14 protein-coding genes are annotated in these 21,276 nt (G+C 58.2%); 5 read left to right on the top strand and 9 right to left on the bottom strand.

The features are described 5' to 3' along the window. Positions 1-36 precede the first annotated feature (36 nt). From Mal65_RS15810 to Mal65_RS15795, 4 genes are all read right to left on the bottom strand, one after another. Positions 37-2,553 (bottom strand): VWA domain-containing protein, encoded by a 2,517-nt coding sequence (locus Mal65_RS15810; RefSeq protein WP_165701316.1) that lies wholly within the window; start codon positions 2,551-2,553, stop codon positions 37-39. Further along, entirely contained in the window at positions 2,550-4,916 is a 2,367-nt protein-coding gene (locus Mal65_RS15805; protein ID WP_145299536.1) for an N-terminal double-transmembrane domain-containing protein, read from the bottom strand. The genes Mal65_RS15810 and Mal65_RS15805 overlap by 4 nt, the downstream gene beginning before the upstream one ends. Beyond that, positions 4,913-5,827: a DUF58 domain-containing protein gene (locus Mal65_RS15800; RefSeq protein WP_145299533.1), complete on the bottom strand. Its 915-nt coding sequence runs from the start codon at positions 5,825-5,827 to the stop codon at positions 4,913-4,915. The genes Mal65_RS15805 and Mal65_RS15800 overlap by 4 nt, the downstream gene beginning before the upstream one ends. Positions 5,828-5,932: 105 nt before the next feature. Continuing rightward, entirely contained in the window at positions 5,933-7,282 is a 1,350-nt protein-coding gene (locus tag Mal65_RS15795; protein ID WP_145299530.1) for an adenylate cyclase, read from the bottom strand. Positions 7,283-7,694: 412 nt separating this feature from the next. On the opposite strand from Mal65_RS15795, the gene Mal65_RS15790 reads away from it, so the two are divergent. The 4 genes from Mal65_RS15790 to Mal65_RS15775 all read left to right on the top strand — a co-directional run bounded on the left by Mal65_RS15790 (position 7,695) and on the right by Mal65_RS15775 (position 13,297). Beyond that, complete coding sequence (locus Mal65_RS15790; protein WP_145299527.1) at positions 7,695-9,131, top strand: Gfo/Idh/MocA family protein; 1,437 nt, start codon at positions 7,695-7,697, stop codon at positions 9,129-9,131. Positions 9,132-9,382: 251 nt separating this feature from the next. Next, positions 9,383-10,681 carry a PDZ domain-containing protein gene (locus tag Mal65_RS15785; protein ID WP_165701315.1) on the top strand — a complete coding sequence of 433 codons (1,299 nt, stop codon included), beginning with the start codon at positions 9,383-9,385 and terminating at the stop codon, positions 10,679-10,681. Continuing rightward, positions 10,678-11,910, top strand: coding sequence for an A/G-specific adenine glycosylase (mutY, locus tag Mal65_RS15780; protein WP_196784214.1), 1,233 nt, complete (start codon positions 10,678-10,680; stop codon positions 11,908-11,910). Before Mal65_RS15785 ends, mutY begins: the two co-directional genes overlap by 4 nt. A 130-nt stretch (positions 11,911-12,040) precedes the next feature. Next, positions 12,041-13,297: a cytochrome-c peroxidase gene (locus Mal65_RS15775; protein ID WP_145299521.1), complete on the top strand. Its 1,257-nt coding sequence runs from the start codon at positions 12,041-12,043 to the stop codon at positions 13,295-13,297. 39 nt (positions 13,298-13,336) lie between these two features. On the opposite strand, the gene Mal65_RS15770 is transcribed toward Mal65_RS15775, so the two are convergent. Next, positions 13,337-14,020 carry an NAD(P)H-hydrate epimerase gene (locus Mal65_RS15770; protein WP_145299518.1) on the bottom strand — a complete coding sequence of 228 codons (684 nt, stop codon included), beginning with the start codon at positions 14,018-14,020 and terminating at the stop codon, positions 13,337-13,339. Positions 14,021-14,070: 50 nt separating this feature from the next. After that, a complete protein-coding gene (locus tag Mal65_RS15765; protein ID WP_145299514.1) occupies positions 14,071-14,961 on the bottom strand; it encodes a YdcF family protein in 891 nt (296 codons plus the stop codon). Between the two features lie 228 nt (positions 14,962-15,189). On the opposite strand from Mal65_RS15765, the gene ypfJ reads away from it, so the two are divergent. After that, on the top strand, positions 15,190-16,044 hold the full coding sequence (ypfJ, locus tag Mal65_RS15760; protein WP_145304968.1) for a KPN_02809 family neutral zinc metallopeptidase: 855 nt from the start codon (positions 15,190-15,192) through the stop codon (positions 16,042-16,044). Between the two features lie 5 nt (positions 16,045-16,049). Here ypfJ and Mal65_RS15755 read toward each other — a convergent pair whose 3' ends face one another. From Mal65_RS15755 to Mal65_RS15745, 3 genes are all read right to left on the bottom strand, one after another. Continuing rightward, positions 16,050-17,399 carry a sigma-54-dependent transcriptional regulator gene (locus tag Mal65_RS15755; RefSeq protein WP_145304967.1) on the bottom strand — a complete coding sequence of 450 codons (1,350 nt, stop codon included), beginning with the start codon at positions 17,397-17,399 and terminating at the stop codon, positions 16,050-16,052. A 138-nt stretch (positions 17,400-17,537) separates the two neighbouring features. Next, complete coding sequence (locus tag Mal65_RS15750) at positions 17,538-19,208, bottom strand: sensor histidine kinase (RefSeq protein WP_145299511.1); 1,671 nt, start codon at positions 19,206-19,208, stop codon at positions 17,538-17,540. Positions 19,209-19,417: 209 nt separating this feature from the next. After that, positions 19,418-21,070 (bottom strand): prenyltransferase/squalene oxidase repeat-containing protein, encoded by a 1,653-nt coding sequence (locus tag Mal65_RS15745; RefSeq protein ID WP_196784211.1) that lies wholly within the window; start codon positions 21,068-21,070, stop codon positions 19,418-19,420. Between the last annotated feature and the right edge of the window lie 206 nt (positions 21,071-21,276).

Here is a 21,276-nt window from a genome sequence, read left to right as displayed (position 1 = left end):
GTTGATAGATGCGGCCGATCGATTTGGCGTGCCGTCTTACACCAAACCCACGCGTTTTCGGATCAGCCATTCGGCGGTCAACAGCGACATGACCAGAACAAACCATGGCCAAGATTGCCACAGGGCGTGGTCTTTCTGGATGACTTGGCCGGACGACAAAGGTCGCAGGGCTTCGAGCAAGCGGTCCGCTTCGCTTTCGTGAAAATAGCCGCCGCGATTTTCCGCCGCAGATTGCCCCTGGGATGGTGGCCGGCTTTGTGTTGGCTGCGAATCGGCCAAACGACTTAGGTCGGCTTCGTTCAACGACACATCGGCCCATTCATCGGACAGCCGGTCGGACACCCAGATCGGCGAAGTGGCGGTCAACACGTCATCCTGGAATCCACTGGCACGCAAACGGATGTCGTATCGTCCCGCGTCCAATCCGCTGGCGGTTGCCAAAAAGGTTCCCCGGTCGGGATTGTCGATCGACATCGGTATAACGGTGACCAGTTGATCGTCTTGGTACAGCAGTGCGTCGACGGTGCTGTCGGCGACCGGTTGACCGTCGGCGTTTCGCAATCGAGCCGCGATGGTGATGTCGTCCTCGGGACCATAGTCAATGCGGTCGGTACCGATCGACGCATACCCGTCGTCGGATAAGTAGGACGCTGGCATCACCGTCGCCAACAAGCGATTCCAAAACTGTGAATGAATCTGGTCGGCGACCTTGTAACGCCATCGCCATGTTTCGTCCGAAGCCAGATAGATGACACGTCCGCTGCCGAACAACCGCGTCACCATCCACGGCCAGCGTTTGCCTTTGGAATCCGCGATGGTCGCCCAGACTTCGGCGTCCATCGCCGTCGAAACGGCTCGGGCCGACTGTGGCGGCGGCAACTGTGGCCACAGTCGTTGCGACAAGTCTGCGTCATCGGCCAGTTGAAACACGGGAAAATCGACGGCGACTTGTTCCGGGTGAATCGAATCAGGGCGATCGATTCTGGGCGACTGTTGATCGAGATCCGTCGTGGCGCCGAACCGCGGTGGCGGACGATACGCGGGTTTGACGGGCAAGATGTCGCCCAAGTTTTTTTCGACCAACGCCATCACGCGATCCAGCCGACCGTCCAAAACGATCAGCCCGCCACCCCGAGACACGTATTGTCGCAAACGTTCCGCGTCGGAATCGGTCCATTGGTCCGGCGGGATTTCGCCAAGGACAATGGCATCGTATTCCGCGTATGCTTCGGCCGTGGCCGGGATCGCACCTTCGGAATCATCCCGGGCAACATCGGGGGTGTCGGTTCCCGGACCGAACAATCGCGTGTCGACGTCCCAGTTCGGGTCTCGCTGGAAAAGGTTTCGCAGGTAACGGATTTCCCACCGGCTGGACCCATCCATCACTAACAAACGACGGTTGTTGCGGTTGGCGATCACACGGAAAGGATAGCCATCGTTTTCCACCAGACGGTTTTCCGCATCGGACTGCACACGAGCGGACAACTGCATGACGGCGGATTGATTCTTGTCGCCGGTCGTGGACCACTGGTCCGCCAGCTCCGGTACATCGATTTGGAACGGGACGGACGTGACGCCATCGCGGCGGGGAACAATCTGCTGGCTCCAAACAACGTTATCGGCCGATGTGATCGAAACGGTGATGGGATTGTTTTTCCCGCCACGCGACACGACGTCGATGCTGCCATTAAGAACGCCATCGGCGGCGACGGATTCCGGTACAGACACTTGGGTCACGCCGAAATCCGGACGCTGGTCAGCAGCGCCCATGCCCAACACGAACACTTCGATACCGGCCGATGACAATCGCTGGGCTGTTTCAATCGCTGCGGAGGTGTCCTTGGATCTTCCGTCGGTCATCAGCACGATTGCTTGGCGAGCACGATCCGAATCATCGTCGGACGTTAATGCTTCGGCCGACAAGTCATCGTCGGCCCGAGTGCGAATTTGATGGTCCGATAAAAAACGCGAAAGTGGCGTGTTCAGGGAGGTGCCACCGCCATCGAACTGGCTTAAACGTATCGCCATGGTCTGGCCGGCATCGGCACTAGCGGGATCGGACCCCAGGTCGGTGGATCCGATGGGGACGACTTCACCGTCATGAAATGCCGAAACACCGACTTGGTGGGTCGAGCGCAGACGGTCGATCCAGCCTTGCTGTCCCGCGTCACCGCCGATCAAGCCGGCGGCACGCCGCAGACGTGACGTGCCATCATTTCTGTCATCGGTCACCAACATGCTGGACGAAACGTCGACGGCAAAATGAACGCGGCCTGGCGTGCCGATGGTTTTGCGTTGTCGCAAGGTGGGTTGTCCCAACATGATGACCGTCGCGATGACCGCCAACGCACGCAACGACGGCAGAATCCAACGTGCCCAGCGTGTGACGTCCGGCAATTGCCTGGCATACAGCCAATACACGGTGATCGCCGACAGCACGGCAAGCCCGACGACTTGCCAGGGTGGCCACTGGGTGCCCCAACGCAGTTGACCCAAAAATGATGTTTGAAAAAGACACTCGACATCGGGAACGTTGGTGAACCACGCCATCATGACACCATGCCCTCGACGTTGGTCTTGGGGGCAACAGGGCGTGCCGTCGAAGTACCCGGATTCAATCGCGCCAGCAGTGCGATTTCCAAAACAAGACACAGCAGTAATGCGATGCAGATCGGCCGCCATACTTCGCGACCTTCCGTCTGCAAGCGTTCGTCGTCCTGCAGTGCTTGGATGGATGAAAAGACACGACCATCAAACGGCTGGACCGCGGATTCCAAACGTTCGGGCGAAACCGAACGCAGGTTGGATTCTTCAAGTGGAAGCTGTGCCAAATGCCATTGAATCACGCGATCCGGCGAGGTGTTTGTGGCACCATTGGCATCGTCGGTTCCAGCTTCGCCCGTCACGTTGGAAACGGTCAGCTCGTAGCGACCGGCCGTGCGTGTCGAAGCACGCAACACGATTTCAGAGCCCGACGTCGATCGACCAGCGTCGATCGTCTTTTCCGCGACCGTGTCACCATGGGGGGCGACGATGCGAAAGGTTCTAGGCCTGGCATTGTTACTCTCGGAACTGGCATCGGCACCGTCGAGCCAATTCGGCAACGGAACGACCAGTGGCTGGCCGGTCAACAAATTGGCCGTGTTGTTTTGCCCGGCCAGTTCCAAGACAAGCTGTTGCATCAGAGGAACAAACCAGGGCCGTAGTGGCAGGTTCCAGTCGCTCGGGTGTGGAGCCAGACCGAACTGGACGATCCGGCCGTTGAAGCCGGAGGGCGACGATGCGTCTTTATCACCGTCGGATCGATCCAAGATCGGTTTGCCGATGGTCGCAATGACGGTGTCGTCGTCCAAACGAATCAGCGTCCGCGCGGCGGGGCCGGCGGGCCGTAGCGTCAATGATCGATAGTTTGCGACTTCGATGTCTTTCCAAACCCGGTCCTGGTCGCCGGTGATTCCGGACCATGCCGAAAACGTTTGGTCGGTTTCGGCGATCTGTCGTGGTGCATCGGTGGTGGATTCGATGCGTGGTCCCAAGGCTGCCGGCAAATGTACGATGTTGTCTTGGTTTTCCGTCAGCGGACGGTTGTATTGATCAGGCGCGGTTCGTGGGCCGTCAAAAATGACCAGCGATCCGCCGACGGCCAAGTGCTGGGCAATGACCTGTCGTGCCGGTTCGTCGATCGCCACGTTGACCAAGATGATTACATCCGGACGCGAAGCGGGGGACGATCGAACCAATTGGCCGGGCGTCCAGCGGGATACTTCAAAACGATTGCTTGGGGCCGACGATGCGTCGTCCGATACGATGTTTGGCTGAAGCGCCAGGAACAGAAAATCGGACATCCGGGTGAGGGCTTCGCCGCTCGGGCTGCCGTCCACCAGGGCGACGCGAATCGACCGTGTCACGTCGAGCGCGAACTCGCGTCGGTTGTCGTTGGCCAACGCGTCTTTCAAATCGATGGTCGCGGTCACCAGACGTCGACCCACTTGGTCTGGGCTGAAATTCAAACGTACCGTCGTCTCGGCTCTTGCGGGGACATTGATCGAACCCGAAGCGGCCACTTTTCCGTCGATACGCCATCGCAGGGCAGCGCCGCTGACGGGCAAATCGGAAGCGTTACGAATGGTGGCGGCGGCCGTGGTTCGATGACCTGCAATGGCGATGGGCGATTCCAATCGAATGGAGTCGATCGAAACGTTGCCGGGGTCTTCACCGTCATCGGCGACTGAAAGCAAGCTGATGTTTGCCGCCATCGCCGAATCGTCGATACGGCGGGCGATCGATTCCAGTTGCGGTGCGATGTCCGTGGGAACGACGCCATCCTGAAAGTCGGAAATGACAACGATTCGATGATGCGGGTTGGATGCGAAACGCAGCGCAGACACGGCTGCGTCAAGAGCGTCGCCCAGGGTGTACGGTCCGGTTCCTGGGGCCAGTTGTCGAAGCTGGTCTGCAGCGGCGATCGGGGCGATGATCGACGGCGGAGCGGTCAGGTCGCCACTTTGCAACAGAATGACTTCGTCGTTGCGTGTCAGATCGGAAACGAGTTCGAAGGCTTGGTTCCGAGCTTTTTGGAATCTCGAAACGCCGTCGTCATCCACGGCATTCATGCTTTGGCTGTCGTCGAGGACCAGCACCAACGTTTGTGCCAATTGGCCGGGCGCGACACGCAAAGCATGCAACAGCGGCCGGGCCATTGCGGCGGCCAACAAGATGGGAATCAAGCAGCGAAGCAACAGCAACAGCCAATTCGTCCAGCGCAAGCGTCGACGGTTTTGCTGGATCACGCTGTCCAACAGCCACATGGATCCCCAATCGATCGTGCGAAATCGGTGGCGAAAAAATAAATGAATCGCCAAGGGGATGGTGAAGGCCAATGCGCCCCAGGCCAGTAATGCGTTGATGAACGTCATCGCGCGGCCCTTCGCAGGGTGACATAGCGATGCAAACCTTCGACCGGGTCAACGGCCGACGACAAGGTCACCAAGTCGACGCGGTGGGTCCGGCAAATGGATTTCAAGTCATTTTGGTGTTGGGCAAAGCGATCCAGATAGGCTTGACGAATCGTGCTTGAATCCACGGTCCGTTCGGTTGTGTCATGTTCCAGATCGCGAAATCGGATTCGACCTTGAAACGGAAACTCCGATTCATCGGGATGCAGAATTTGAAAGAAGATCACGTCGTGACCGTGATTGCGAAACATCGCCAATGCGGTCTTCATCGACTGGACATCGCCCATGCCATCGGACAGGATCACGACCAAGGCACGACGACGAATTTGGCTGGCCGCCAGTCGCAGTGCGGTTCCAAGATCGGTTTCGTTTTGTGGCGTCTGGGCAACCAGCGCCGACAAGATTTGTGCCAAGTGCGATGGGCGACCGGATGCCTGCACGACGCTGCGTGGCCGATCATCGAATGTGATCAATCCCACGGCATCTTGCTGGCCCAGCATCATGTACGTCAAGCAGGCGGCCAGACGTGTGGCATAGTCCGCTTTGCTGTGTTCACCGCCATAGGCCATCGAACCGCTGGTATCGACGACCAAATGGCACCGCAGGTTGGTTTCTTCTTCGTACTGTCGAACGAACAGCTTGTCGCTTTTGCCGTAGACCTTCCAATCGATGTCCCGCAATTCATCGCCGCGGACGTATTGCCGGTGTTCCTTGAAGTCGACGCTGTATCCCTTCTGCGGACTGCGGTGACGCCCGCTACAATAACCTTCCACGACTTCGCGGGCAAAGACTTGCAGTCTGGCGACGCGATCAAAGTCTTTCGCAGCGATCCACTGGCGTAGCGACAAGCGATTGGTTCCAACGTCGGTCATCGACCGGGTCCGTCCGATCGCGGCGATCTACGGCAGCGCGACCGTGGACGTGGCGGACGATGGAGGACCCGGCGACCTGTTAGGCTTCTGCGGGGGAGGAGATTCTTAGTAATCCAAGACCGTTAGGTCCGGATACTTTTCTTCCATTTCATCCAGTGCATCATAGCTGACGTCCGTGTTGGCGACGGACAGCACCTGCAGATTCGGCAGAGCAGCGAGCTTCAGAAGTTCTTCGTCGCCCAAGCGTGTCCCGCTGACGTTCAACTTCTTCAGCTTGGTCATCTTCAACAGCGTGTCGACCGCTTCACCGCTGATGTCGGTGGACATCAAATTCAATTCGTCTTCCAAATTGGTCAGATCGCCAAAGCTGGCAATGACTTCGTCGTCGGTGTCGGTTTCCCACAGTCCCAGGTACGTCAGCGATTTTAGTTTTCCGATTTGCTTCAGTCCTTCGGTGCTGACCAAACGACACTCGGAAATGTCCAAGTGCTTGACGTTGGGCAAGGCGCAGATGATCGCCAAGCCGTCATCGTCCAGCGATGATTCACGAAGCTCGAACCGCTCCAGCGTCGTTTTGCCTTCGATCGCTTTCAGTCCTTCGCCGGTGATGTCGGTGCCACGGATCCGTAGCCGTTTCAATCGAGGCAGGTCCTTGATCGCCTGCATGCCTTCGTCGCTGATTTCGGTCTGGTCCAGTTGGATCGATTCCAGTGTTTCGATGTTGCCCAAGACCTTCAGCGTTTTGTCCGACAGTGTGGTTTGGTAGTTTCCGTTGAAGGATTTCAGGGGAAGACCCGCCAGTTTTTCCACGCCCGCATCGGTCACCTTGCTGTATTCCAGCTGTACGTCGGCCAGCGTGGTGATTTTCGCCAGACTGTCCATGCCGGCATCCGTGATGTTGCTGTTTCGCAAGTCGATCGCACGCAGCTTGCCCAGTGATTCCAAGGCGGCCAAGCCTTCGTCGGTCACGCCGGTGCGGCGCAGCGACAATGCGATCAGGCCGTCGACCTTTCCGACGTGTTCCAGGGTCGCGTTGGTGATGGCCGATCCTGCGAAATCCAATCGTTGCAGCTGAGCCAGTTCCGGCAGGTGCTGCATGCCATCATCGGTCATTTCTGGACCGCTGAAATTTGCCTTGGTGACGAACGGCAGCCCCGCGAAATTGGCCATCGCGTCGGCGACGCCCTCACCACCATTAACGGAAATTTCAACGACGTTGCCGGATTCGTCTTTCTTTAACTCGATATTCTCGTTGGCTTCCAAAGCTGCGACGGCTTCGTCGTCCTGTTGAAGCGGTGGGGCGGCCGGCGCGGCGTCCGCGGCACTTTCCGACTCCGTCGATTTCGCTTCGGGGGCCACCGAAGCGGGTTTGCATCCGGTCATCGTGGCCACGAGGGACAAACCGAAACAGCCAAGTAATGCGGCGGACGAAAGAGGCGATAGGAAACGTTTCATCGGATCGTGAATGGATTTCGGGAAATGTGTGGGGGGCGGGACGTCGTCAGAACGCCTAAAGCGACGTCAATGGCAAGGCAGGCGGGAAAGCGATGCTGGTGTTTGACGGCGTGCAGCGTCGCTTCACACGCCAGCCTAAACATCGCCGCGAATGCTGACAATGAACGGAACACGCTGTCCGGCGGGACACGCTGCGATCGGTCGCACGGGGGTGACGATTGTTTGCGTGTTGAGGGCTTGGTATTCTGCAAGGGCAGACTGCAGCCCCAGAGCCGGCCGATGGTGCCGGATTCCGCTTCACTGCGACGCGATTTTGGATCCCCGAAACTCGCGTTCCCGCCTTTTTCTGGGGCCCGCGATTTCGTTCGTTCGGATCCATTTTTCCAATCTGTCCCGCCGTCGGAGAACCTTCATGACGCGACCAAGCAATCGACGTAAATTTTTGGCCCAATCGGCGGCATTGACCGCTGGTGTCGGATACTGGACCAGCGCGGCATCGGTCAGCCGCGGGCAAGACAGCGCCCTGACCGGATTGTCCGCCGCCTGCATCGGAGTCGGCGGTAAAGGCAGCAGCGATACCAGCCACATCGCCGAACAAGGCGTCAACATCGTCGGCTTGTGCGACGTCGATCGTAAGACGTTGGACAAGAAGGCACGCGAATTCCCCGATGCCGCGAAGTTCGATGATTTCCGCGAGATGTTGGATCAGCTGGGCGACAAGGTCGACATCGTCACCTGCAGCACGCCGGACCACACCCACGCGGCCGCCTGTGTCCGCGCGATGCGGATGGGCAAGCACGTTTATTGCCAAAAACCAATGACGTGGTCGATCCGTGAAGCCCGTTTGATGCGAGAAACGGCCGCCGAAACCGGCGTCGTGACGCAAATGGGCAACCAGGGCACCAGCGAAGACGGTCTGCGTGAAGCGGTCGAAGTCATCCAAAGCGGTGGCATCGGCGACGTGACCGAAGTCCACATTTGGTCCAACCGACCGATCTGGCCACAAGGTGCCGGACGGCCCGCCGGCGAAGACCCGGTGCCGGATTCGCTGAACTGGGACGCATGGATCGGACCGGCTCCGATGCGTCCGTTTGTCGAAGGTGCCTATCACTCGTTCAAGTGGCGTGGTTTCGTCGATTTCGGAACCGGCGCGCTTGGCGATATGGCCTGTCACACCACCAACATGCCCGTAATGGCGTTGAAGTTATGGGATCCGGTCGCCGTGACCGCGGTTCAGAACCCGGGAATCGTCAACGGCGAACAGTACCCCGCCAATTCGCAAATCGCGTTCGAATTCCCCGAACGTGAAGGTCTGCCGGCCTGCAAGTTCGTGTGGTACGACGGTGGAAACCTGCCGCCCGATGAAATCTTGCAGCAACTGCCGTCGCGATTCCTGCAGAAGGTCGAACGGCAAAAGCAAAATCCTGGCCAGCGCGGCACCAGCGGCGCAGTTGTGGTCGGCAGCAAGGGCATCGTGTTCAGCGAAAACGATTACGGTGCGAAGTACTCGTTGCTGCCGTCGGATGACTATGCCGATTACAAGTTGCCCGAGCAGAAGTTGCCGCGGATTCCGTACAAGTCGGGTACCGACGAGCGTCACAAGTGGGAATTCGTCCAAACGTGCAAGGGCGAATACGCCCCGGGCACGATGTCGAACTTTGGCTATGCCGGACGTTTGACCGAAACCATTTTGGTCGGCAACCTTGCGCTGCGTGCCGGCGAAGGCAAACGGATCGAATGGGATGCTGAGAATCTGGTCAGCACCAACGTTCCGGAAGTCAACGAATTCGTCGGCCGCGAGTACCGCGAAGGCTGGGAAATCGAAGAACCCGCCGCGACGGCCGGCTGATTCGGTTGGCGACACCGACGGGGAAACCCTCGGAATCAGAAAAACTTGGGCGATCACGGCAGTCCGTGGTCGCCTTTTTTCGTACACTTCCAACGACGGGCCGGCCGCGATCGCCGTCGGCCGGGTGGAACGTTTGGGCACCGGATTGGAATGGTTCAAAACCGTCGATGCCCTGACGCGGATCGGTCCACCAGCCGCGTCTGACGACATGCCCCGACGACATGCCCCGACGACATGCCATGGATGACCCCTTGTCGAGAATTCCTAATCGAATCCGCCGCACACCGACAACGCTTGATCAGTCCGCCGTGCTATTGAATCGCCTTTTGCCGAAGTTCCCGACGACAACGTGCGCGACCGACTTTTCGATCCGACGATTTGCCGCCATGGTCGTCGCCGGTGGGTTGTGCTGTTTGATGTTTGCAGTTGCCGCAACGCTTGGCCATTCGCAACCGCCGGCGGACGCACCGCAAGCGTTCCAGCGGCAGAACGACGATCTGGACGGCCGAACGATCGAGTATTGGATCGAACAATTGGCCAGCGATTCTTATTCGCGACGCCAGCGATCCAGCGTGATTTTGGAAAAGGCGGGTAACGAAGCGATCAGCGCATTGGCCGAAGCGACGAAGTCCGGGGATTTTGAAGTCATCACCCGCGCGATTCGTATTTTGCAACGTTTGGCCGTTCGTCAAAGCATCGAAGACGAAGGCGGCGCGGTGGAAGAATTAACGCGGATCGCCGCGGATTCGGTCGGCTCGCGTGGTGTCGTCGCCCGTGATGCGCTTTCGAACATCGTTTCGATGCGATCGGATCAAGCGTACGAAGCGCTTAACGAAGCAGGCGTGTTCATCGGTCAATCGACTTTCGTACCAACGTCACCTCGCATGATGGCGTTGATCCGGATCGACGACGCCTGGAACGGCGATGTCGATGTGCTGCGTTGGCTGCGATGGATCCGCGACATCGATACGGTCGTCTTGAATGACAAAGCTTGTCGCGATGACGTCTTGATTCATGTGTCACGCATGCCCGCGCTGACGAATGTTCAATTGAACAATGGTGACCTGTCGCGACGTGGTCTGGAAAGCCTGACCAATCTGCAACAGATCCGTGTGTTGATTTTCAACTACGTCCAGTTCGACCAACAGCCGACCGATACGATCGTTCGTCTGCCGCTGGTCGAATCGTTGCGTATGTTCGGCACGAATTTGGACAGCGAAGGTGCCGAAACCATCCGCGACACCTTTCCCGGCGTGTTGATGGAGATCACCAAAGGCGCTTTCCTTGGGGTTCAGTCCGACATGACAGCGACGGAATGCAGGATCCAAAGCGTGATCAGTGGCGGGGCCGCTGAAAAAGCTGGATTGATTGCCGGCGACGTGATCGTCGAATTGAACGGCAAGCCGATCAAAGATTTCTTTGACCTGAAAGATGAAATTGCGAAAGCCGACATTCGCGAAGAAATTGAAATCAAAGTTCGGCGTGGACCCGGCGATGATGCCAACGAAGTTGTTTTGAAGGCCGTCTTGGGACGACAGGACGTTCAGTGACGGATCATTCGTCAGGCAGCAAATCGCAGAAACCCGAAAATCGTGCCGCCACCAAAGGGTCCGATGAAGGGACGCGTCGAACATCCAAGGGAAAAAAACGTTCGGCCGACGCGGCAACCCCGTTGGATCCCCAGTGGACTGATGCCGCGTGGCGCAGCCGATGCCGAAAACGTTTGTTGGATTGGTTCGCAGACAACGCGCGATCATTGCCTTGGCGGCGTGACCCCAAGCCCTATCACGTTTGGGTCAGCGAGATCATGTGCCAGCAGACTCAGGTCGCGACGGTCTTGCCCTATTTCGAGCGATTCTTGCGTTCGTATCCCACCATCGCGGACTTGGCCCAGGCCGACGAAGGCGAATTGATGCGACAGTGGGAAGGCCTGGGGTACTATCGCCGGGCTCGCGGTCTGCATGCGGCGGCAAAAAAAATCGTCGCCGAACATGATGGTGTGTTCCCCGAGACGTTTGATGAAGTTTTGGCGTTGCCAGGCATCGGGCGCTACACGGCGGGGGCGATTTTGTCGATCGCTTGCGGCCAACGACATCCGATTTTGGAGGGCAACACGCAACGGGTTTTCAGCCGCTGGGTTGCACTGGAAGGATCGCCCAGCGAAACACCCAATCAAAAGGCGCTGTGGCAGATTGCCGAGGCGATGCTCCCGCCATCGGACCGGCCGCCGGGCCGTGACAGCGGCGCTTTCAACCAAGCCGCCATGGAATTGGGGGCGTTGGTTTGTAAGCCGCGTGATCCCGATTGCAACGTCTGCCCCGTGAGTTCGATGTGCGCGGCGAAACGGCTGGGCATGCAGTCGCAGATTCCCGGCAAAGTGAAAAAGATCCAATACGAAGATAAGACGGAATTTGCGCTCATTTTGTCCGACGGGGCGGGACGCTATCTGATGCGACCGATTCCCAAAGGCGGACGTTGGGCGGGCTTGTGGGATTTTCCCCGACCCGTGGAATCATCCATTGATACCGGCGAATCGGCGACCCGTTGGTTGGCCGACCAACTGGGTTGTTCCATGGCTTTAGGCTCCGAATTGGCGACGATTCGTCATGCGGTGACGAAGTATCGGATTCGATTATCGGTTCATCGTGTTCGTTCGAATGAGGCAACCCTGCCCCGACCCCCATCACCTTGGACGTGGTTGTCGGTCGGCGAGATGAGCCAAAAACCGCTGAGCGTGACCGGTCGCAAGATCGCAAAGATGCTGGATGCCGAAGAATGATCCGGCGTCGGGCATGTTGGTTTTTGCAGTGTCTTTGCGGATCAGTAGAATAGAGACCGGTTTTAGAGGCTCCCCAATCTCGATTTCATTTTCCCGCCTACTCTCCTGGTTCGACAAAAAGACGACCCACATGATTCGTTTCCATTCTTGGTCCGATATCTTTCGGCACTCCCGTTCTTTGCAGTTGGCTTGCGCTTTGGTCGCGTGTTGTTCGGTTACAACGATCGCCGTCGCGGAAAGCGTGACGCTGGGCGATCCCGAATTGACCGCCGGTATCCCCGGTGAAGGTGCTGTCAGCGTTGACGAAATCAAGCAGTGGCTTAGCAATCCGTCGGTGCACGAGGAGTTGCAGGTCACGTTGCCCAAAGGGTTGGACAAAGCCAAGGCGAACATCCACATCCCCGAAGACAACCCGATGACGCGGGCGAAGATTGAACTGGGACGCCAGCTTTATTTCGACCCGCGTTTGTCATCGGATTCAACCATCTCTTGTGCGTCGTGCCATGCGCCCGATCAGGGTTACGGGGCCAACACACAATTCGGCATCGGCGTCGAAGACCAGGAGGGGAATCGCAATTCACCGGTGTCGTACAACCGAATCGTCAGCACGTTGCAGTTTTGGGACGGACGCGCCGGGTCGCTGGAAGACCAAGCCGTCGGGCCGATTGCCAATCCGATCGAAATGGGCAACACCCACGACTTTTGTGTCCAGACGCTTTCGGGGATCGAAGGCTATCGTGTCCAGTTTGAAAAGATCTTTGACGATGGTTTGACGATCGACAACGTTGGGAAAGCGATTGCCACGTTCGAGCGAGCGATCGTGACCGCGCCGGCACCGTACGATTACGCCCAAGCGGTCAAGTCTTTTGAAAAGGCGTACGCGGACGACCTGGAATACCTGGACGAAGAACCCGAGTTGGAAGCGGAATACAACGCTTTGAAAAAAGCCGCCGCGGAACATCCGATGAGCGAATCGGCGTGGCGAGGCATGGAGCTGACGTTTGGTAAAGCCAACTGTACCGCGTGTCACGCCGGTGCAAACTTTAGTGACGAACAATTCCACAACCTTGGCGTTGGGATGGATGCGGACGAACCCGATTTGGGACGATACGAGGTCACCAAAGAGGAGAAGGATCGTGGCGCATTCAAAACCCCGACCATGCGAAACGTTGCACTTTCGCCACCCTACATGCACGACGGCAGTCAAGCGACCTTGGAAGAAGTCGTTGAGTGGTACAACAAGGGCGGGCACCCCAATCCTTGGCTGAGCGACAAGATGAAACCGTTGAACCTGACCGAGCAGGAAAAGGCCGACTTGGTCGCTTTCATGAAAGAGGGACTGACGTCGGAATTTTCCGAAGTGCATCATGCACGGTTGCCGGAGTAAACGCGACGCGATGATGCGGCGATTGGGCCGCGGGAATGTCTAGGCTGTTGGTATCTCCAGATCGTCCAACAGCTTTTTCGGCACACCGATACCGATGACTTCGACGACGCCGGTCCAACGATCGGCGTCGTTTTCGTTCATGCCTGCTTTGACGGCGACGAATGTCAGTGTTCTGTCCGCGACGAAGGCCATTGCATCAATGGACGTTTCTGCTTGAACGGCGGGCCAACCGGTGGGAACATCGATCGCGATGCGAACGGCTGCGGCGGCATTGGCCAAGGCAACGATATCTTGAAACGGTGATCGCAGCGATCCGCTGACCCCGGTTCCCAACAAGCAATCGACGATCACGTCGGCGGCATCCATGGCGGCTTGGATGTCTGGATCGTCCGCGGATTTAACGAACGTGATCGGCATCTCCGATCTCGCGGCAATCCGCGCGTTGACCGCGGCGTCCCCCGACAATTCATCCGGTGTCGCGGTGGCCAGTAAATGGACATCGCACCGGAGCAACTGCAGATGCCTGGCGATCACATAGCCGTCACCCCCATTGTTTCCCTTGCCACACAGAACCAGCACGCTGGCACCCGGGTGCAACTGCGCGATGCGACGGGCAGCCGATGATCCTGCGTTTTCCATCAGCACAAGTCCATCCATCCCATATTGTTCCAAGGCGACTTGGTCCACGCGACGCGATTGTTCGAACGTGATCGTTTGTGGCATGACAGGCTTTTCCCAAGCAAAAAGGTCCGGCGGAGCGTCCAAGGTCGATTTTAACGCCCCGCGAAATAGGCCAGCCACTCACGCAATGCAGTCGTCGAATCCTTTAGGTTTTGGACCGTTGGGACCCAGTCATAGACTTCATAGTTGTCCCGTTCGCCTTGGCGATAGGCGACCGGCAACGGAGTGAACTTGAATCCTTGGGCCCGAGCCAAACGCATCGCTCGGTTCAAATGAAACGCGCTGGTGATCAGTCCGATTCGTCCGTCGCCGGCTTGCGGAAAGGTCTCGGGCGGTTGGTCAAAGAACGTCTTCAAGTTTTGCATTTCTTCCACCGTGTTCATCCCGGGCGATTCAAAGATCGCCTTGGCGGGCACGCCGGCGGATTCCAGCAAGATTCTTCCCGTGGTCGACGGCGCTTCGGTGGTTACCGAACTGCCGGTACAGATGATGGATTCGGTGCGACCTTGGTGCCAAAACTGTGCCGCGGTGAAGATTCGTTCGCCGTCGGGGCCAAGTTCAAATCGGCCGTCGGGGCCGGTGGAGATGCTGCCGCCCAATACAACGATGGTGCGAAAGGGAGGTGCGATGGTCGATTCCAACTGTTCATCGGCGGCGTCTTCGAACGGCCATTCGACACTTCGCATCAGGCGGTCACTGATTCGACTGTTGCCCAACAATCCGACCGCGACGAAAAACAGACCAAAAACCAAAATGCCACCCAGGCGTCCACGACGGATTGACCATAGCGTCAGGAATCCGCCGATCGTCCAAGCCAATCCGACGGGCATGATCATTGAAGTGAATGTTCGCAGCGCGGCGGAGTATCCGTCGGCCCAGAACGCCAGCGCGATCAGGCATCCGGCAACGATGGCCAGCGTGAACGCGGACGAAACGATGGGACCGATCAAGCCGGGTGAAGTTGGTTCAGATTTCTTAAACATTGGTTGGGTTCAATTTGCATCCGGCGATTGCCAGAGTTGGGCGGTCCGATTCAGGGATCGACGCGTAGCCCCTATGGAAAACGTGGCACCGCCGACACACAATTGGGCACCGAAGTTGCACTGGATCGCGTGCCGGAATGTTGGCAGCACCGTCGGACAAGTCGGCGTCTTGGGGGCGTCGGCGAGCAGTTTATAGCCGAGTGCACAGCACAGTTGGGAGACAAGTCAATGCGGTGGCGTGGTCGTCGTCAAAGTACAAACGTGGAAGACCGACGCTCGATGTCCGGACCGGCTGTAATGGGCGGCGGCATCGGCGTGGTTTTGATTGCCGTGGTGATCGCCCTGTTGGGCGGCAACCCACAACAGTTTCTTCAACAGGCCAACCAAGGCGCCCCGCAAGGCGGCGGTGGTGAAGTTCAGTTGTCCGAGGCCGAGGTCGAAGCCGGCGAATTCGTCAAAACGATTTTTGCGGACACCGAAGAAGTTTGGGGCGATCTGTTCCGGCGTGCCGGATATGAGTATCGCCAGCCCACGCTGGTGTTGTTCAAGGACCGCGTCCAATCGGGTTGCGGGATGGCCAGCAGCGGGACCGGCCCGTTCTATTGTCCGGCCGACGAAAAGGTTTATCTGGACACGTCCTTCTTTGACCAACTTTCGCGTCAACTGGGGGCTCCCGGTGACTTTGCCCAAGCCTACGTGGTGGCGCACGAGGTCGGCCACCATGTGCAAAAACTACTGGGCTACACCGACCTGGTCGACAAGAAACGGCAAACGTTGCCGGAGGTCCAGTACAACCGCTATTCGGTCGCTTTGGAATTACAGGCGGACTTCTTTGCCGGCGTCATGCTGCATCATGCGGACAAGAAGTGGAACACGATCGAACGTGGGGACGTGGAAGAAGGTTTGAACGCCGCTCGCCGCATCGGCGACGATGCCCTGCAAATGGCCAGCCGCGGTTACGTTCAGCCGGAGTCATTCAACCACGGCACCAGCGAACAACGCATGAAGTGGCTGTACCTGGGTTTGGAAACCGGCGACATATCCCAAGGCGATACGTTCACGGCGTTGGGGCTTGGGCGATAGCACGGTCACCCGGCGGCACGTCGTTCTTCGGCGGCGTTCAGCTTGTTGTAAAGCGTTTTCAAGCTGACGCCTAATTCTTCGGCGGCGATTTTCTTGTCACCGCCGTGCCGCTGCAATGACCGCTGGATTGCGAGCATTTCCATTTCTTTTAGCGTCATCGGATCGGCTTCGCGGATTTCTTTCCGCAGTTGGCGTTCGCCAAACCGACTGGGCAAGTGCTCCGGTGCAATCGGCAGTTCGTCGCAAAGAATCGCCGCGTGCTCGATCACGTTCGCCAGTTCACGGACGTTGCCCGGCCAAGTGTGGGCCACCAAAGCGGCCAACGTATCCGGGTGAAACAGTTGGCCGGAAACGCCATCGCTGCGGTGGCGACGCAACAGGTGTTCGGCCAAGACCGCGATGTCCTCGGTCCTTTGACGCAGCGGCGGAACGGTCAGTTCGAAGGTGTTGATGCGAAACATCAAGTCTTCACGAAACGTGCCCTCTTCGACCATCTGTTCCAGATTTCGGTGCGTCGCACAGATGATCCTGGCGTCGACTTGAACGGTTTGATTGTCGCCCAGACGCCGGATGTCGCCAGTTTCCAGGACCCGCAGCAACTTGGCTTGGACGGCCAACGGAAGTTCGCCAATTTCATCCAGGAAAACGGTGCCGCCGTGGGCGACTTCCAGCAGTCCGGTTCGTGCGGCGTCGGCACCGGTGAAGGCACCGCGACAGTGACCGAACAGTTCACTTTCGATCAAGTTTTCGGGTAGGGCGCCACAGTTGATTGCGACCAACGGTTTGTCCGCACGCAGGCTGTTGGCGTGGACCGCACGGGCGACCAGTTCTTTGCCGCAACCGGTTTCACCACGGATCAGTACGGTACTTTCGGTGGGGCCGACCTTTTCGATCAGCTTATGAACCGACTGCATCGCGTTGCCCGAACCGACCAGTTGCGAATCGCCTTCGGCGCGGTGCAAACGATGTTGCAGCGCGGCCAATTGTCGTTTGATGTCACGGTGGGCGGCGACCCGTTCCAGCATTCGCGCGATATCGGCCAGCGGGCACGGTTTGGTCAGGTAGTCGAACGCATGGCTGCGCAGGGCGGCGATTGCGGTTTCCTGGCTGGGTTTGCCCGTCATCACAACCGCGTCGATTTCGGGACGCAATTCGCGAGCTCGTTCGATGACTTCGATTCCCGTCATGCCCGGCATGTCGATGTCGACGATCAGACAATCGAAGGATTCTTTTTCCAGTGCCGCGACGGCGGTCAATCCATCGGGACAAACGGTGACGTTGTATCCGCGGCGGGTCAACGCATCCCGCATCAAGGTTTGCAAATGGGTTTCATCGTCGGCGAACAAGATTCGCATCGATGACGTCGCTTTGGAGGTCTTGTTAGCGGAACGGGGTTTGGTTTTTTCGCTGGGCATCAGTGTTGCTTCGTATATTCCGGCGTGGCCGAGTGGTCGGTGACGGCGGATGTCGTGGTGTTGAATCCGGCGGTGTGATCAGGCCGCCATGTTGACCGCCGGTGACAGCACCGTCGGTTCGGTTTCGTTTTCATTTTCGGTGGTCAGCGGCAGCGTGACTTCCAAGCGTGACCCTTGGCCTTCACCGTCACTGTGTGGCGTCAGCGATCCGCCGTGCTGGGACACGATTCGATAGGTGATGCTTAACCCCAACCCGGTGCCTTTCCCGTTTTGTCGCCGGGTAAAGAAGGGCTCGAACAGGTGCGTCATCACTTCATCGTTCATCCCACACCCGTTGTCTTCGACGACGATTTTGGCGTTTTGGTTTTCGGTAAACACCGACACATCCACCGCACCATCGCTGCCGACTGATTCCAGCGCGTTGGTGATCAAGTTCAAAACGACTTGGCGAATCTGGTGCGAATTGACTTCGGCGAACGTCGGACCGGAATGGTGGGTGCGAATCGTTTTGTAGTGGTACTGGCCGACTTTGCTGACCAATTCCACGACGTCGTCGACCAGTTTGGAAAGATCGGTTGATTCGCGTCGGACTTCGCTCATCCGGCTGAAATCCAACAGACGATCGGTGATGCCTTTACAGCGAAACGCTTCGCTTTGGATCTGCTTCAGCGTGTTTCGCAAAGATTCGGCCGTTTCGCCGTGGATGGTCGGTTCGTCGCTATGGTCAAGATCGGCAACTTGGGCTTCCAAGGACTCGGCGCCCCAAGCGATCGTCGTCAGCGGGTTGTTGATTTCATGGGCGACGCCGGCAGCCAGGAATCCGACGCTGGCCAGTTGTTCGTTACGAATGACTTCGCGGGTACGGTCTCGGACTTCGGTTTCCAGGTTTTGGCGAAGCTGTTCGCTGTGGTTGTACACCATGGAAAACTTGCTGCTCATCGCGTTCATCGCCGATGCCAGTTCATCCAATTCGTCATTGGTCCCCAAGCTGATTCGGTGACCAAAGGCGGCATGGTTTGCCACCATCCGCGAACCTTCCAACAGTGTGCGAAAAGGCTGAACGATGTAGGTCCAAAACAGCCAAATCATTACCAGCACCGTGGCGATGGCACCCAGCAACAGAACCCACGCGATCGCGATCCACGTGCGATAGCTGGATCGAACCTGGGACGTGAATCCGACCATCGATTCGCTCATCTCCACCGCGTTGGTTTCGGTGGCGACGATCAGATTGTCGTAATGCTTGTCCAGCGTTTTGCGATACTGGCGGGGGTCGGTGGCATGCTGATTGGTCAGCCGGATCGAATCGACACACGTCACGATGTCGTCGACGTTTTGGCCGGAATCGTAGATCAACGACGTATGCAGCTTGGGGTCACGCGAATCCAACAGGACGTTGTAAGATTCCAGCGACCGTTCCAACTGTTCCCAGGCGGCGTCGTATTCCTTGATGTAGACGTCCCGCCAGTTTCCGGCAAACAGATTGCCTTCGTCGAAACTGATCGGCTCGATCATGCCGAACTCGGCTTCCGGCTGCATCAGCCGGTCGTTCTTTTCGTCCAGCGTCACCGCCAGACGATGCAGATCGTTGGCCAGCCGCAGTTCCTTGCTGGTTTCCGCGACCACACGTGCCAAGCGGTCGTAGCGGTTCAGCCCGGAGATCCCGCTGTAAGCCAGGCAGCAAATGACACCCGTCAGCGTGACCAGTCCGGCCAATAGTTTTGTGCGAATCGATCGTCGTCGTAGCACGCGCCGGCCCTCCCTGCCCAGAAGCGTGAAACATCCTGAGTCACCAGGGTCGAGATTATCGCCGGGCCCGAAACGTCACAAGATCGATCTGGATCGAAGGGCCCAGGACGCGCCGGATTGCCCCAGATCCTGGCAGACGCCCGAATCCAGGAATCGCCGGGGGCGTTGCCCGCGCCAGGAGGAATCGCCTGTTTCGCGTTGCAGCAAGATTACAGCGGGAATTCTTCTTCCGCCGCCGCGTCGGCGTACAACGGCATGTGCCGGTAATAGACTTCCAAAATCATCGTGGCGAACGCGGTGCTGAGCAAACGGCCGCCTTCCACAGGGCCTTTGTGCGATTGAGAATCGGGGAAGTGCCAGCTGCCTTTGGCGCCGCGATCCTGCGATTGCGTCGAAACCAACCAATCCCGCAGGATCTCGTTGAATGCCTGCCATTCCGACCCGCCGTGATGACGCAGGACTTGGGCGGCGTAATAGTCGTAATAGATATTGTCGCGCCGGACGCCGATTCTGGCCAATTCCTGAACGCCGGCCTCCAGCCGCGGATCCCCTTTTTGCCAACCCGTGTACATCCGGCACAGCAAGCCGATCGCGGTACAAGCGGGACTGATCTTCAGCTTCGTCGGGTCATCCATGCGGGGTGCCGGCGGTGCGACGTAGCCGTACACCGCACCGTTCTTGCCTTGAACGCGGTTCAGATAACGTACCGATTCGCTGATCGATTGCGGCGGCACGACCAGGTGCCCCATGTAACCACTTTTCAAAGCCATCAATTGCCAGCCGACCACCGACGTGTCGCCCATCGGTGAATTGGGTTGGTACCGCCATCCGCCGTCGGGGCCTTGCGCCCAAACGATAAAGTTCAGTGCCGCTTGGGTCGGTTCGGCCAACGCCGGGTCTTGCGTCATCGCATAGGCTTCGGACAGGGCGATCGCCGCCAATCCGTGCGAATACATGCGTCCACCGGGCTCGGTAAAGTCCAGCATGTTGACGCCTTTGATTTTGCCTTTGCGTCCGTTCTTGATCAGGAACAGCAACCCCTTGCGGACGACTTGTTGGTATTCGCCTTCGTAATGCGTTTGACCGGCACCCAGGAACGGCAGCAACGCGAGTGCCGTCGCCGCATTGTACGCACGCAAGTACTTCGGTTCGCCGATATTGCCACACCGTCCACGGCAAACACTGGCGTGATTGAACGTCCATCCACCGTTCGGGGCCTGGTGCAGTGCCAACCATTTCAGTGCCGCGCTGACGGCGGCTTCACTGCTGGGCGTCCCGCCGTATTTACGCAGCATGTCTTCCCGCATGTCTTTGCCGCGGCTGCTTAGCGATTGGCTGGCCATCGATTGCAGCGACTGCAGCACGTCACCGGCCGGCGCCATGTTCGCAGCCAAATCAAAACTTTCGATGGGAACCGAGATCGCTTCGGTGGGGACGTCCAATGCGATCGACTCGACCACTTGTTCGAATTCATTGAGCGCCGGCGGTGGGTCGGCGGATTCCTCCATCTCGGTCGACACATCGACGTCGACCTCCTCGATGACGAATTCCTTGATTTCCGGTCCTCGGTCGTCGGTGACCGCTGCGGTCAAGACGTTGATGATCTTTTGTGGCTCGGTCATCGTCACCAAGCCCAACGCGACCAACAGTGCCACGTGAACGGCGGTGCTGACCAACCAAGCCGGTGTCGCGCGGATGAAACCCAGCCAGCCGGCTTTAGACGCATCGTCTTCGTTCGTTTGGTCCACCAGCGATTCGGGTTGGACCAATTCCGCAACGATCACTTCGTCTTCGCCCCCGGTCACCGCGGCCGATGGCAACGATGTTGATGGCGGTACGTAGCTGGATGGATAAGACGCCATGCGTTACGTGTGCGAAGAACACGACAGGGGCCGGCCGAATGGCCAAGCCCATGACCGAACGTTTTGAAAAGTGAAAAGCGGGACATTGAACCCATGCGGAATCGGCGGAACACGGGCAGCCCGCCGAAATCGCAATGCCCGATCCAGTCAGTCTAACCGAGATGCAATGCCCATCGGGTCGGAATCACCGCAGGAATACATTCGCC

It is taken from the genome of Crateriforma conspicua, assembly GCF_007752935.1.
Lineage (GTDB): Bacteria > Planctomycetota > Planctomycetia > Pirellulales > Pirellulaceae > Crateriforma > Crateriforma conspicua.
This window is presented reverse-complemented; position numbering and strand designations above follow the sequence as displayed.